Origin of the sequence: Pedobacter heparinus DSM 2366 (assembly GCF_000023825.1) — a bacterium.
Lineage (GTDB): Bacteria > Bacteroidota > Bacteroidia > Sphingobacteriales > Sphingobacteriaceae > Pedobacter > Pedobacter heparinus.
This window is the reverse complement of sequence record NC_013061.1, coordinates 2,394,784-2,408,387: the sequence shown is the minus strand read 5'-3', so window position 1 is coordinate 2,408,387 and position 13,604 is coordinate 2,394,784. Positions and strand designations below refer to the sequence as shown.

Below are 13,604 nucleotides of genomic sequence, written 5' to 3'. Positions count from 1 at the left end.
TGTTTTTTAGGGATTCGGGAGCTGAATCTGAATATCTTTGTTTGTCTAAACAAAAAGACCATACATCATGTTAAATACTAAAATGATCGGCAATAAAATTACCGAAGCCCGAAAGAAAATAAATATTTCCCAGGTTCAGCTTGCTCAGCGTCTGTTCATCAGTCCTCAGGCAGTCGGAAAATGGGAGCGCGGAGAATCCATGCCGGACATCATTACTTTTAACCGGCTTTCGGAGATTCTGGGCGTTGATCTTAACTATTTTTCAGAAAGCTTCCAATCAGGGGCCATGCCGATTAAATTGCCATCCGGAAAACAGGATAAAAAGTTCAGCTGGAATATGTCAGGTGGAAACTGGGTGGATGCTGACTTTTCCGGCCTGAAAAATCTGCATGAAAAGTTCAGCGCTTCCAATATGCAGCACTGTAAGTTTATGGCTTCGGATTTGTCGGGGCTTTTGCTAAAAAGTAATAATCTTGACAGCTGTGATTTTTCAGGTTCCGACATGAGCAGCAGCAGTATTCAGGCGTCCAATTTAGACAACAATGTATTTAAGAACAGTTCCCTGAAAGCAGTTAAATTTTTAAAAAGCTATATGAATTCCTGTGACTTCTCAGGTTGTGACCTCAGCAACAGCCAGATCCAGTATTCCCACATAGGGAACAATCTGTTTAAGGATTGTTCCCTGAAAGAAGCTGCGTTTTTAAAAAGCCATATTGAAGGCTGCGATTTCTCTGGCGCCAATTTTACCGGACTGGAATTTAAATCAGGAGGCTTTGGGAACAATAAGGTTGCTGCTGCAGTATGGAACCACAGCGCTTTTATTGACACCCAGATTGCCGATATTGTATTTGAGGGCAGGTTGGAGGATTGCTATTTTGAAAACTGCGTATTTAACTGGGTGAAATTTCAGAATGCAACACTTATCAATACCTTTTTTAAAAACAACAGGTTTAAACGGATCAAGTTTGTTAACTGCAAGGCAGACCGGATAACCTACGAATTCCTGAAAAGTGGAAAAGCAGATTTAACCGGAATACTACCTGAACAATAAAAATGCAATGATCAAAGTGATCACAATATTGAATGCCTGGGCAATCAGGAAAGCATAAAAAGGCTTTTTACTGTTTTTACCAAAAAGATCTTTAAAGTTCGTTTCCAGGCCAATGCTTGTAAATGCAAGGGCAAACCAAAGGCCCTGTAAGTTCTTTAAACTCCCTTTTACCTCTGCATTTACTTCGGCAGAAATAAAGAAGGAAAACAATACTGAGGCTCCTATAAAGCCCAATACAAACTTAGGAAAGCGTTCCCAGATCACCTTTAGTGTAGGTTTAGATTCCTTGTCCTTTCCTGCAGGATGCTGGGTGTAGGTCCAGTAAACTGAAATGGCGAAGGCAGCAATTCCGAGTAATACATTTTGGGAAAATTTGACTATGGTACTGATTTTCAAGGCTTCCTCTCCTACCAGACTGCCAGAAGCAACTACCGCTCCGGTTGTATCAATACTTCCACCCAGCCAGGCCCCCGTTACCGCTTGCGGAAAGTTAAAATACGCAGCAATATAGGGCATAAAGATCATCATGGGGATGGCTGTGATCAATACCATTGAGATGACATAGGACAATTTTTTGGAATCGCCCTTGATGGCCCCGGAGGTTGCTATAGCTGCAGAAACCCCGCAGATAGAGACCGCACTGGAGATCATCATGGTCAGCTCCTCGTCTACCTTTAATTTTTTACACAGCCAGAAGGCAAAATACCATACAGACAGTACCACTACCAGGGCCTGTATAAGGCCCAGGGACCCTGCTTTCAACACATCGGAAAAGATGACTGTAGTTCCGAGTAAAACGAGGCCAATTTTAACAAAAAGCTCGGTTGACAGTGCTGTTTTGAACCATTCGGGCAATTTAAAGAAGTTGCTGATGGCCAAACCAATTGCCAGACTAAAGATCACGGCTTCCAGGTTAAGGGCTTTTACTTTGCTGTTTCCGGCAAGAACCAATGCCACAATAGTTAATATATAGACTACAGGAAATGTTTGCAGCGACGATTTTACAGATTTACCTGTTAAAAAAGCACCGATAGTTGCAATAACGATAACAAACAGAAATTGAAGGCCTATGAATTTAAGGTTGGAAGGAGAAAGCACAGTATCCGACAGTTCGGCAAAATTTTTCCAGCTAAATGCAGGAATGGGCAGTAAAAGCCCTGAAAGCGTAAGCAGAATGGTTAAGCCACCGAGTATTACGACTACCCAGTCTTCATGAATGTTTAATTTATTGTTTACAGACATAGTGATTGATTTGTGTGTTTTGGTTTTAACGGAATTTTAAATGGAAATGGAAAATATATCTTTAAGGGTCCTTTTTGCGGCATGATAACCACACATGCCATGTACCCCACCCCCTGGTGGTGTTGATGAAGAACAGATGTAAAGTCCTTTGGCAGATGTCCGGTAAGGGGAACTTCTTAAGGCCGGACGGGTGAAAATCTGTCCCAGGTCGATTACCCCTCCATTGATGTCGCCACCAATATAGTTGGGATTATAGTCTTCAACCTGTGCCGTATTCATCGTATGTCTGGCCAGGATCCTTTCTCTGAAACCTGGTGCAAAGCGTTCTACCTGTTGTTCTATAGCTGTGGTCATGTCCTTTTGTGAGCCATTGGGCACATGACAATAGGCCCAGGCCGTATGCTTTCCTTCGGGTGCCCGTGTATCATCAAACAGGCTTTGCTGGGCCAGCAATACAAATGGTTTTTCGGCATGTTTGCCCTGCCAGCTCAGCTTTTCGGATAAGCTGATCTCCTCGATGGTGTTGCCAATATGAACTGTGCCGGCCCTTCGGGCCTCGGCAGCAGTAAAAGGAATTGGGGCATCCAGGGCCCAGTCGACCTTAAAAACACCCATTCCATAGCGATAACGTTCCAGCTGCCATTTGTAAACTGAAGAAAATTTATGTCCCGCAATTTGCAGCAATTGCTTCGGCGTGACATCAAAAAGCACTGCCTTTGCAGCGGGCAGCTCCTCTAAAGATTTGATGTACCTGCCGGTTTCAATTCTTCCGCCTATGGCGATAAAATAAGAGGACAGGGCATTGGCAATTTCTTTTGAGCCCCCGACAGGTATAGGCCAGCCTTTTAAGTGGGCAGCAGCCATGAGTACCAGACCGATGGCCGATGTACTGAGGTTGCTTAAAGGCTGGATAGCATGCGCCGCCATCCCGGCCCATAAGCCTTTGGCAGCCTTCGTTTTAAAACGCCTGGCTAAATAAGTAGCCGAAGTAAGTGCATTTAAGCCAAACCTGGCCATGGCAAGCGGATGTTTAGGGAAATGCAGCGGCCCCAGAACATCGTCAGCAATATCCGGCCAGTCGCGCAGTAAAGGCCCGATCAGTTTTAAATAAGCCTGTTCGTCTTTACCCAGCAATTTCGCCGTTTCCTCTATTGAACCGCCCAGTACCGCAGCAGTACCATCATCAAAAGGGTGCGCTGCAGCCAGATCCGGAAATGCGTAAATCAAACCATGATCCTGCAGTGGCAATGTATTAAAAAATGGAGAGCCTATAGCCAGAGGGTGAACGGCCGAGCAAACATCATGTACAAAACCAGGTAAGGTTAGTCCGGCCGACCTTAATCCCCCTCCGATCTCGGCTTTGCCTTCAATGATCAATACCGATAAACCTTGTTGCTGCATAGCTATTGCTGCTGCAAGGCCATTGGGGCCGGAACCTACAACTACTGCATCAAATTCTGTACTGCTCATTTAATTATTACTTTATTCATCGTGTAATGTATCTGTTGTTGTGCTGAAGATATGGATAATTTAGTAAGCCTGTTCAGGATTTTCAACTCCTGATAATAAAGGGTATTTTCTGGTTGAACGGTCTAACGTTACCTTTATGGAATCTCTGAACTCGTTGACACCAGAAAGTATGATCCGGTTAGCGGATGGCCTTGAATAATATAATACCTGTTTCAGGTGACGGTTTGTCCTGTTTTTGTTCTGCAGGTACAGGATATGGTTCAGTGTACCGGCCTTATAATAATACCAGTGCCTGCCGGCCATGCCACTGGATTCCCAGGTGATGTTCAGGTCTCTCTTGGAGCGGTCCTTCTTTTTATGTTTTTTAGGGTCGCCGTAACGACGGATATCCCCCTGCCAGTGAAAATGCCATTTGCCATCATATACTTCGGTACGGTGCGGGTAACTCCCGGCAGCAAACATTTCAATATCCTGGGGCCGGTTGGCCAGTTTTATACTTATAGACGACCAGTCTTCAAAAGTTACATTATGCCAGCGAAGAGAATCCTCGGGGTGATACGGAATAACTTTATGGTTCAGTTTGAATTCACTGACTTCATAAAAACCAGCGGCTCCCTTAATCCCGGGGGTATTCGGGATCTTGTAAAAATCATTATGTGTATAGCCATAAACTTCAAAGATGAAGAACAGGACCACGAACACAAAGTTGAAAGCATACTTGATGGCCAGCCGGCTATATTTTTGCCAGGCTATCTTAAATTGTGGATAATAGTGAACGATCCGGGCGTCCTGCTCTTTAACGATCAGGCTCCATATTCCCGGTATATCATGCCAAAGGATAAATATAGAAAGCATGGCCATTGCTGCACTTGGAACCTGCTCACCAATATCATAAGCATGATTGGAAATGGCAATATTACCAAATACGACCAATGTAATGGCAGCACCAATGCCCGTTGTACGTCTGAAAAGCAGTAAAAAACCACCAATGAATTCGGCAAAGCCAAGGAATATCTCGTAACGCGGTACCACGCTAAGGGCCTCCCAATATAACCTTTTGGCAAAAAAATCAATCAGTTCAGTATGCCATAATCCCTCGTATTCACGCGGCATTTGCATGATAAACAGTTTTTTATAGCCCCAGCCAATTCCGGCATAAGCCACACGGTACCTGGCCAGCACGCGAAGCCAGTAATAAAGTACCTGATATTGTTTGCTGCTACGATCGAGGCTTGTCCAGATAACCGCCCCAATGATAGCAATGAACAGTATAAAAGGGTAATTGACATAGCTGGCCAGGCCAAAAAAGCCGCTTTCTGAAAATATATTGATAAACTGGGGGTTAAAAAAAGCCACCACTTCCGTCAGGTCCCGGTAATTAAGATGTGCATAATCAAAATTAAAGATCATCTGGTAGAACCCTGTATCCAGCGGGATACAAAACAGCCCGATAAAAATAAAGGCTACCCTGAAGACCAGTTTTTCTAATGTTGTCCACTGCGCATTGCTGTAAATTTCAGCTCTTTCTTCTTCTGTAGGCATAAAATTCTTATTGATATTGGTATAATGGATAGGTCTTGTCTTTCCTGTTCAAAACCACGTATATGGAGTCGTGATGCTCATTTTTACCCCATAAAATAACCTGTGATGCAGTTGGGCGTGAATAACGGAGCTCAAAATGCTGATGCGCATATACTTTGTTTTTGTTTTGAAGGTACAGGATATGATTAACGGTATCGGCTTCATAATAAAAGTGCCTGCGCCCCCCGCCTGTGCCTGCCGATTCGTAAGTCCGGTCTACATCTTTAAATTGTTTACCGCGACCCGCCTCGCCGTGGATCATAAAGGTATTGAATACGGAAAATGATAAGGTAGACCATTTTTCGAAGGTCACATCCTGCCACCTTACCGAATCGAGCGGGGAATAAGGGATAATTTTATTGTTGATGCGGAATTCAGCAACATCATACAAACCCCTTGCATTGGCCAGTCCGGGACGGGATGGAACTTTATAAGAATCGTACCTGTAATTTTGCCAGTGCAGCCAGGCGCTTGTAACAAAGAAAAAACCAAATACAAAAAGCTTGAAAGCGATACGCCCGTATTTTTCCCATGGTCGACTAAATGGATAATAGACCATTTTAAGTTCAGCATTTTCTTCCTTTACAATTAACTTCCATAAGGGCGGAACATAGCGCCACAATACAAAAGCACCACCAAGCGCATAAAAAGTAGCCGCCAGGTGGATACCGCCATCATAAGCATGATTGGCGAAAGCAATATTACCGATCATGGCCAGTGCCAGTGCCGCACCCAAAGCACGTGTTGGCCTGAAAAATAAAAAGAGCATGATCAGCAATTCTGCAAAACCGGCAAAGATTTCATAATCGTGCACAAAGCTGAACTGGATCCAGTATAGCTTCTGCGCTACAAAATCGCCGAATGGGGTATTGAGCTGGGTGAGTGCCAGTTGGGGCATTTGCGTAGGAAAGATTTTCGAAAAGGTTAAGCCCTGGAGCTGTATCAACATGGCATAACTGACGCCAGCGGCTAAAAAGTAATAAAGGGTATTGTAATTCTTCGTTTTCCTGTCGGCCACTGTCCATATTGCAGCACCTGCTAAACCGATAACAAAGGCAAGGCCCCAGTTGATATAACTGGCCAGGCCAAATTCGCCGCTTTCGGGGTAAATGGTAAGTAAACTCTGTTTTGAAACAGGAATACCACCTGTATCATTGGCTCCGGGACGCTGCCCTGCAACTTTAATCGGGTTAAAGGAGGAGCCACTGAGTTTACCCATATCACGGATGTGCAGGTTTGCCCAGTCGGTATGGAACCATTGCTGGTAATAGGCCAGGTTTAAGGGCACAATGAGCACAAAGAAAAAGATGAAAAACGTGCGGAAAAAGTACTTTTCAATATTGTTCCAGTTTCGTTGTTCAACCCTTTCGTCAGTTATTTTTGTTGTTTCCAGACTCATCTCTTATAATTTAATTGGTTTTCTGCGTCCTTCAAACAGCAGGTATTTCTTATTGATCCTGTCCAGGATGGCATAAACAGAATCCTTTTGTCCGTTTACGCCTTGCAGCACAATTGTAGAATCGTTTAAAAAATTATAGGTTAAGGAATAGCGTTCAGCCGGGTAGTGCTTATTTTTATTGGCCAGCTGCAGTTTTTTATACAAGGTATCTGCAGTGTAGGCATAATAACGGCGGCCGGCAACACCAGCGGATTCATAATTACGATCGATATCTTGCTGATGAAACCCATCGCCGTAAGAGTTGTCTAGTTGAATGGGCCTGGCTGTTTTGATGCTGATGGTTGCCCATTTTTCGAAAACAACATTCTGCCAGCGGTCGGGATCTGTTGTAGAATAAGGGATGGTCCGGTTGTTTAATTTAAACTCCCGGACATTATAATATCCATAACTACCCTTTAAGCCTGCAGTTTGTGGAATTTTATAGGGATGATATTTATAATTGGCGTAGGTGCTGAAACCCAGCAGCACAATAAACAGCAGGGCAAGTGTTTTGAGTACAAACCTGGCCTTTACAAAGGTTTTATGTAAAATGGGTTGAAATTTATTGGCCAGGGTATATTGCTGCAGGATAAGCAAACGGTATAATCTGGGTACATCGTAAGCAAACAATACCGCAGCAATCAGACTCAGGTAAGCACTGTACACTTCCTGCCCTGCATGGTAAGAAAGATTTGCAATAAACACATTGCCGGTAAACCCAAGTATAATACCGGCCCCAAAAGTTGTGGTACGCCGGCAAAGGAGCAGAAGCCCTGCCAGTACCTCCACGGCCCCTAAAAATACTTCATAAGGCTGTGCAATGCCCAGGGTATGGAAGTAAATTTTCCAGGGCAGGAAATCACCATAATTGGTGTGCAGGTTACTGAGCGAAGGATAAGGCATTTGTAACGGAAACAATTTAATAAACCCATAGGCGATAATGCCAATAGCAAGCCTGTAACGTAAAATAACGCGCAGCAAATAATACAGCTTATGGTAATCCGTTTTTTGGTCTTTGCAGACAAGCGGCCACACAAACGTACCGGCTATTGCAATGATCAAAACAACTGCCCAGTTGGCATAGCCCGTTAAAGAAAAGAACTGTGGGCTATAAGTACTCAGTTTGAACAGGTCGAAAAAAGGCAGTTCAAGCCAGTTGATGGAGAACAGGTCGCGGTAAAACTTCCAGTCGAGCGGTACGGCCTGGATGAAAAAATAGAGGAACAGAAAGCGCAGCAGTACTTTTTCGTATTTTTTCCAGTTTTCGGACTGGCCTTCTTTGGTATTAAAAAAACTCATGGCTTTTGTTTTTAATTAATAATCTTTGTTTTGTTCCAGGTTTGGATCCAGCTGGATCTGTGTTACCGGTATCGGGAAAACATATTCGTGCGCTGACACCTTGGTATTGGGATCCAATGCTTCGAGCACCACTTTGGCACGACCGGTTCTTGCCAGGTCGAACCAACGGTGTGCTTCCCAGGCAAATTCTATACGGCGTTCATTTTCTATAGCCAGTAAGATCTGGTCTTTTCCTGCTGCCGTTGAAGGTAAAATACCTGCACGGTCACGCACCTGGTTCAGATCGGACAGCGCTCCGCTGGTGGCCGATAGATTATTGAGCTGGGCCCTTGCTTCTGCGCGGATGAGATACATCTCTGCAATCCTGAAAATGTAGGTGGGATCTGTAGCGTCTTTCCTGTAATACAAATTGCCAAACCAATTGGTGATGCCACTTTGTGTAACACTACCGATAAGGGCACTCCTTCCACCCGATACGGCAGGATCATTCAGCAGCTGTACAAACCTGTCGTTCGGTGCGTAGCGGTACTGCCCTCCATTGGTAGAGTGCTGCATCTGGATACGGATGGCATTTGGATTGATCACACTGTACTGCAATTCGAAAATGGATTCCCTGCTGGCTGTTACATTATTCGCAAACCAGGCACTAAAAGGTTTTACCAGCGTATAATCGGCTGTTTTATCGATTAACCTGGTGGCATATTCTTCGGCCAGTGCCCATTCCTGCTTATAAAGGTGCAGTCTGGCCCTTAGGGCCCAAACGGTACGCCTGGTAGCCCTGATTCGGTTTACAACATCAGGCAGCAGTACTTCAGCATCTTCCAGGTCTTTCTGTACCTGCGCATAGGTCTCGGCTAGTGTACTTCTTTTCACTTTGGGCCGGTTTTCCAGTGATATTGTAGGTTCCAGGATCAGCTGAACACCACCCCAGGCCCTGGCCAGGTCAAAATACGCCAGTGCCCTTATGAATTTAGCCTCGCCAATGTATTGGTTTTTAAGTGCCGGTGTCAATAAAGGATCGTTTACGCCCGGCACTTTACTGATTACCTGGTTGGCCCGGTTAATGGTGTTGTAAATGGCAATCCAGGCCGTGTTGAAAAACACCTCATCCGTTCTGAAATTTACATTGACCAGGTTGGCAGAACCACCTGTGGTCAGGTTTTTAATGTCCCCACTGGGGAAATAGCCAAAAGTTACATAGGTTTCGCCATAATAACCGATATTGCCCATTTGTCTGTAAACAGCCCTTAAGGCAGTTTCGCTTGATCCTTTATCGTAGATCGGGTTTTCATCCGATACCGCATTTACGGGTTCTGTAGTTAAAAACTTCTCGCAGGAGCTGAGGGTGCTCAGTAAAAATGAGAAGATGATGTATTTTATAAGTTTCATATCGGTAATGATTAAAGTGTAAGGTTAAGGCCCAGTTGTACGGTACGTGGTTGTGGCGGGGTACCATAGTCATAACCTTGTATGTTCTGGGTGCCCAGGTTTGATTCAGGATCTGCACCTGTATATTTCGTAAATAGCAACAGGTTACTGCCACTTACATAAAATCTCACTTTCCGGATCCTGACCCTCTCAGTAAACACTGCAGGCAGGGTGTAGCCAAGGGTTAAAGCACGTAACCTTAAAAATGAAGCATCTTCAAAAAAGCGGCTGTTCTCTTGCCTGGCATAATTGGCGTCGTTAAGTTTTGGGGTGTTTGTAACCTGTCCTGGTGTAGTCCAGCGGTCCAGCTGGCTTTTCAGCAATACCCGGCCCGCATCCAGTGTACCCCCTGTTTCTCCGAGCATCCTGTTGTGGTTCCATAAATAGTTTCCATAAGAGAAAGTAAAAAAGATACTAAGGTCCAACCCTTTATAGCTGAAATTATTGGTAAGCCCACCAAAAAACTTAGGCCAGGTACTACCAACAATCTGACGGTCGTCGGCAGTTATTTTACCATCCTTATTATAATCGTCAAATACCGCTTCACCATTATCAGGATTCACATACAGCTGTTTATATAACCAGTAGGAATACAATTCCTTTCCTTGCTGCAAACGGATGAGGTCCCTTCCTGCAAAGGGGATGTCGGCAGGTATCTTTTCGATGGTATTCTTATTTCTGGCAATGTTAAAATCCGTTTTCCAGGTAAAGCCGGTTGTCCTGAGGTTTATGGAACTGATAGACAATTCAAATCCTTTATTACTGATCTCGCCATAATTGGTGAGATAGGAAGAAAAACCAGATGTACCCGGAACAGCAACCTGCAATAAAGCATCCCTGGTATATTTGTTATAATAATTAAACTCTATGTTCAGTTTGTCTTCGAACAAGCCAATGTCAAGTCCGGTGCTGAACTGGGCCGTACTCTCCCATTTCAGGTCGGGATTGGCCAGCTGTAAAGGGGCTGTACCAGGTAATTCGGCCCCGCCGGCCACATCAGCATAGCCAAAACCCCCTGTCCAAAGGCCCTGAGAAGCAAAATCATTGATACCGGCCTGGTTTCCGGTGATGCCATAACTGACCCTGTATTTTAAGTTACTGATCTGGGAAACGTTTTTAAGGAAATTTTCTTCTTTGATACGCCATGCAGCACCGATTGCAGGAAAATAGCCCCATTTATTGTTTTTACCAAATTTGGAAGAACCATCTGCCCTTACTGTAAACTCTGCATAATATTTACCGGCATAATTATAATCTGCCCTCGAGAAAAAAGAGGCCAGGGTACTGTTTGTTTTAAACTGCGATGCAATTTGTGTGGCGGCCGAGGAAATCTGTGTGTAAGAATTGTTTGGAAAATTTGTACCTGTGGCCGATACGTTCTTCACTTCGGCACCCTGCAGGGTATTACCGATCAGTATGCCAAAACTATGTTTCCCGGCCTTATCATTGTAGGCCAGGGTCTGTTCGTTTATAGCTGTGGAAGACTGGGTGATGCTTTGTGTACCCCTTCCCCCACTGTTACCAAGAATGGTCCGGGTATCCCAGTATTCGTTCTCTTCATAGTTGTTGTAATCGACACCAAAGGTAGAACGGAACTTTAATTTGGGTGTGATGGCATAATCCAGGTAAATATTGCCAATATAATGATAACTGTTTGACCATAGGTTTACTGTACTGGTCAGCACATCGATATTGTCGAAATTAACCCATTTTAAAGGAGTTCCATTGGCATCAAAGATGGGAAGATAGGTAGGTATGTTCAATGAGGCCTGCAGCAGTGTTCCGTTTGCACCATTTGCAGGACGTGCCTGGTCGCGGTGACTTCTTGAAATGGTATTGCTGGTACCGATTGCAATTTTTGAGCTCAGTTTATGGTCGAGGTTAACTTTTAAACCTGCACGGTCGAAAGACATGGGTTTCCAGATTGATTCCTGAAAGGTATAACCACCCCCAAGATAAAAGCGTGTTCTGTCAGATCCGCCCTGCAGCGAGAGATCGTAATTGCGGAGTGTGGCCGTACGGTTTAAATAGCTCATGCGGTCGTAAGTTGGCTGTCCGTCAGGCAATCCCCTGCCGGCAACGCCGTTAATGACTTCAGTTACCGGCCTGAATGGCTCAGGCTTGCCCATATTTCTGCTGTATTCATTAATCAGACGGGCGTGCTCGGGTCCGGTGGTGGTTTTCCATACCCTGTCTGCCGGGGCCCTGCCCAAACCTTCCGATCCATTAAAATCTATCTTTGTTTTTTGCCCGTAATTGCCCCTTTTTGTCGTGACCAGCACCACACCATTTGCTCCTCTGGATCCATAAATAGCGATAGCGGTGGCATCTTTCAATATTTCAATACTTTCTATATCAGCAGGGTTAATGTCAGAAAGTGGAGAGGTACCCCGCTCCTGTGCAATGTTCTGGAGACTGCTGTTATTTACCCAAACGCCATCTATTATATACAGCGGATCATTGGTGGCATTAATGGAAGTTGCGCCCCTTACCCTGATAAATATATCCGAACCGGGTACACCTGTATTTGAATTGATCTGTACACCAGCAGCCTTGCCCTGTAACTGGGAATCGAAGCCTGCTTCGGGAATATTTTTTGTACCTGAGGGGTCTATCTTGGAAACTGAACCAATCAGATCTTTACGCTGCTGGGTACCATAACCTACAATGACCACATCATTGAGCTGACCGGTGAGCTCCTTTAATTTCACCAGTATTGGGCTGCCATTGGCGACAACATCTTTCTTACTATAGGAAACATGTCTGATTTCAAGCGTATAAGGAAATTTTTGTCCGGTTACAAAATCAAACCTGCCCTCTCCGTCCGTTTGCACAGTATGGGTAGTTCCTGTAATGTGTATGCTTACGCCCGGGATCCCTTGTTTTGTAAGTGAATCTACTACCTGTCCTTTAAGTGTTGAATTGATAAGTGGCTGGGTCTGCGCGGCAGCTACAAAGGGTAACAATGAGAGTACCAGTATACTGCCTTTTAGCAGCAATAGTTTTTTTAACAAGGAACCGGTATAAGATACATACCCCTCCTTTTTAAAATTTTGCATAACTTTAAAAAGTTTTAATTAATAATAATCGATTGGTTAAAACAATGGTTGTATCAGTAAGTGATTGGCCTTACGTACTGAACACCAGGCAAAGGCGGGAAATTCCCGCTTTTGTTTTTTCAGGGTTTACGGAAATGCTATTGCATGAAACTGCAACAACAGCAGATGAAGAACTTCATCTTGTTCTGAGCATTAAAATTATTTTCTTGTTGTTGGTGTAAATGTTTTTTCATTTTTTTTGTTCAAAATAATTTCCTCTTTTTTTTACAAATGTAACTGCATTTTTAAGAATAACAAATAAAATCTATAGATTTAGTAGTTTATTAACTAAAAACAATCTGAACGTATAAAAAAGAAGGATTATAAATCCCATCTACATCAATTCTTTCATGAGTTTGTCGAAGGCAGTCTTCAGTTCTGCAAATTCTTCTTCAACTTTTGTCAAACGCTCTTCCAGTTGATTTGCAGGTTTTGAACCGGGCTCCAGACTTTCATATTGTTCGGGGTCAGGAGTTCCGCCCAATAAATGAACATACCTTATTTCCTTCTGACCTGCACGTTTGGGTAGTTGCATCACATACGGCATTTCGGGTCCGGAAAGTCTTTCCAATACCTCCTGTACCTCATCAAGCGATTCAAATTCATACATTCTTCCCGAATTGGTGTTCAATTCGCCCGGGGTTTGAGGGCCCCTTAACATCAAAAGGCAGATGACTGCGACCTCCTGTGGCAATACGGGAAATACAATAGCAAAATTATGTTTGTATTTAACAGACCGGCTTGAACCTCCGGTAGCAGTAGACACCAGACTCTTTCTTTTTAAGGTATCAAGTGCCAGGATTACGGTTTGCTCGTCATATTGGACTACAGGTTTTCTGGATGTCTTTTGGTTACAGGCCAGTGTTATGGCATTGATTGTCATAGGGTAATACTCTGGCGTTGTTTTTGATTTTTCCATGAGTACGCCTAAAACGCGAAGTTCGGTGCTGTCTAGTATAGGTAAAGCTTGTGATGGTTCCATCTCTAAAGATATAAA

At 44.0% G+C, this 13,604-nt stretch carries 9 protein-coding genes; 1 reads left to right on the top strand and 8 read right to left on the bottom strand.

Going from position 1 to position 13,604, the window contains the following annotated elements; all coding sequences use genetic code 11:
• The first annotated feature begins 67 nt into the window (after positions 1 to 67).
• Positions 68 to 1,051, top strand: a complete 984-nt coding sequence (locus tag PHEP_RS21630; protein ID WP_015807904.1) for a helix-turn-helix domain-containing protein — start codon at positions 68 to 70, stop codon at positions 1,049 to 1,051.
• On the opposite strand, the gene PHEP_RS10340 is transcribed toward PHEP_RS21630, so the two are convergent.
• The 8 genes from PHEP_RS10340 to PHEP_RS10300 all read right to left on the bottom strand — a co-directional run bounded on the left by PHEP_RS10340 (position 1,037) and on the right by PHEP_RS10300 (position 13,589).
• Complete coding sequence (locus tag PHEP_RS10340; RefSeq protein ID WP_015807903.1) at positions 1,037 to 2,293, bottom strand: YeiH family protein; 1,257 nt, start codon at positions 2,291 to 2,293, stop codon at positions 1,037 to 1,039. The two genes, PHEP_RS21630 and PHEP_RS10340, sit on opposite strands and share 15 nt — an antisense overlap.
• Before the next feature lie 36 nt (positions 2,294 to 2,329).
• Complete coding sequence (locus PHEP_RS10335) at positions 2,330 to 3,763, bottom strand: phytoene desaturase family protein (protein WP_015807902.1); 1,434 nt, start codon at positions 3,761 to 3,763, stop codon at positions 2,330 to 2,332.
• Positions 3,764 to 3,823: 60 nt separating this feature from the next.
• On the bottom strand, positions 3,824 to 5,305 hold the full coding sequence (locus PHEP_RS10330; RefSeq protein ID WP_015807901.1) for a hypothetical protein: 1,482 nt from the start codon (positions 5,303 to 5,305) through the stop codon (positions 3,824 to 3,826).
• 7 nt (positions 5,306 to 5,312) lie between these two features.
• Entirely contained in the window at positions 5,313 to 6,743 is a 1,431-nt protein-coding gene (locus PHEP_RS10325) for a hypothetical protein (RefSeq protein WP_015807900.1), read from the bottom strand.
• Between the two features lie 3 nt (positions 6,744 to 6,746).
• Positions 6,747 to 8,081, bottom strand: coding sequence for a DoxX family protein (locus tag PHEP_RS10320; RefSeq protein ID WP_015807899.1), 1,335 nt, complete (start codon positions 8,079 to 8,081; stop codon positions 6,747 to 6,749).
• Between the two features lie 15 nt (positions 8,082 to 8,096).
• Positions 8,097 to 9,470 carry a RagB/SusD family nutrient uptake outer membrane protein gene (locus PHEP_RS10315; RefSeq protein ID WP_015807898.1) on the bottom strand — a complete coding sequence of 458 codons (1,374 nt, stop codon included), beginning with the start codon at positions 9,468 to 9,470 and terminating at the stop codon, positions 8,097 to 8,099.
• Between the two features lie 11 nt (positions 9,471 to 9,481).
• Positions 9,482 to 12,568, bottom strand: a complete 3,087-nt coding sequence (locus PHEP_RS10310; protein ID WP_015807897.1) for a SusC/RagA family TonB-linked outer membrane protein — start codon at positions 12,566 to 12,568, stop codon at positions 9,482 to 9,484.
• Positions 12,569 to 12,941: 373 nt separating this feature from the next.
• Positions 12,942 to 13,589, bottom strand: coding sequence for a YceH family protein (locus PHEP_RS10300; RefSeq protein WP_015807896.1), 648 nt, complete (start codon positions 13,587 to 13,589; stop codon positions 12,942 to 12,944).
• Positions 13,590 to 13,604: the final 15 nt, after the last annotated feature.

What these genes read in the sequence shown, in the direction of transcription:
- PHEP_RS10335 (WP_015807902.1), bottom strand. Translation starts at nt 3,763, where the DNA reads ATGAGCAGTACAGAATTTGATGCAGTAGTTGTAGGTTCCGGCCCCAAT.
- PHEP_RS10325 (WP_015807900.1), bottom strand. Translation starts at nt 6,743, where the DNA reads ATGAGTCTGGAAACAACAAAAATAACTGACGAAAGGGTTGAACAACGA.
- PHEP_RS10300 (WP_015807896.1), bottom strand. Translation starts at nt 13,589, where the DNA reads ATGGAACCATCACAAGCTTTACCTATACTAGACAGCACCGAACTTCGC.
- PHEP_RS10310 (WP_015807897.1), bottom strand. Translation starts at nt 12,568, where the DNA reads ATGCAAAATTTTAAAAAGGAGGGGTATGTATCTTATACCGGTTCCTTG.
- PHEP_RS21630 (WP_015807904.1), top strand. Translation starts at nt 68, where the DNA reads ATGTTAAATACTAAAATGATCGGCAATAAAATTACCGAAGCCCGAAAG.
- PHEP_RS10330 (WP_015807901.1), bottom strand. Translation starts at nt 5,305, where the DNA reads ATGCCTACAGAAGAAGAAAGAGCTGAAATTTACAGCAATGCGCAGTGG.
- PHEP_RS10340 (WP_015807903.1), bottom strand. Translation starts at nt 2,293, where the DNA reads ATGTCTGTAAACAATAAATTAAACATTCATGAAGACTGGGTAGTCGTA.
- PHEP_RS10320 (WP_015807899.1), bottom strand. Translation starts at nt 8,081, where the DNA reads ATGAGTTTTTTTAATACCAAAGAAGGCCAGTCCGAAAACTGGAAAAAA.
- PHEP_RS10315 (WP_015807898.1), bottom strand. Translation starts at nt 9,470, where the DNA reads ATGAAACTTATAAAATACATCATCTTCTCATTTTTACTGAGCACCCTC.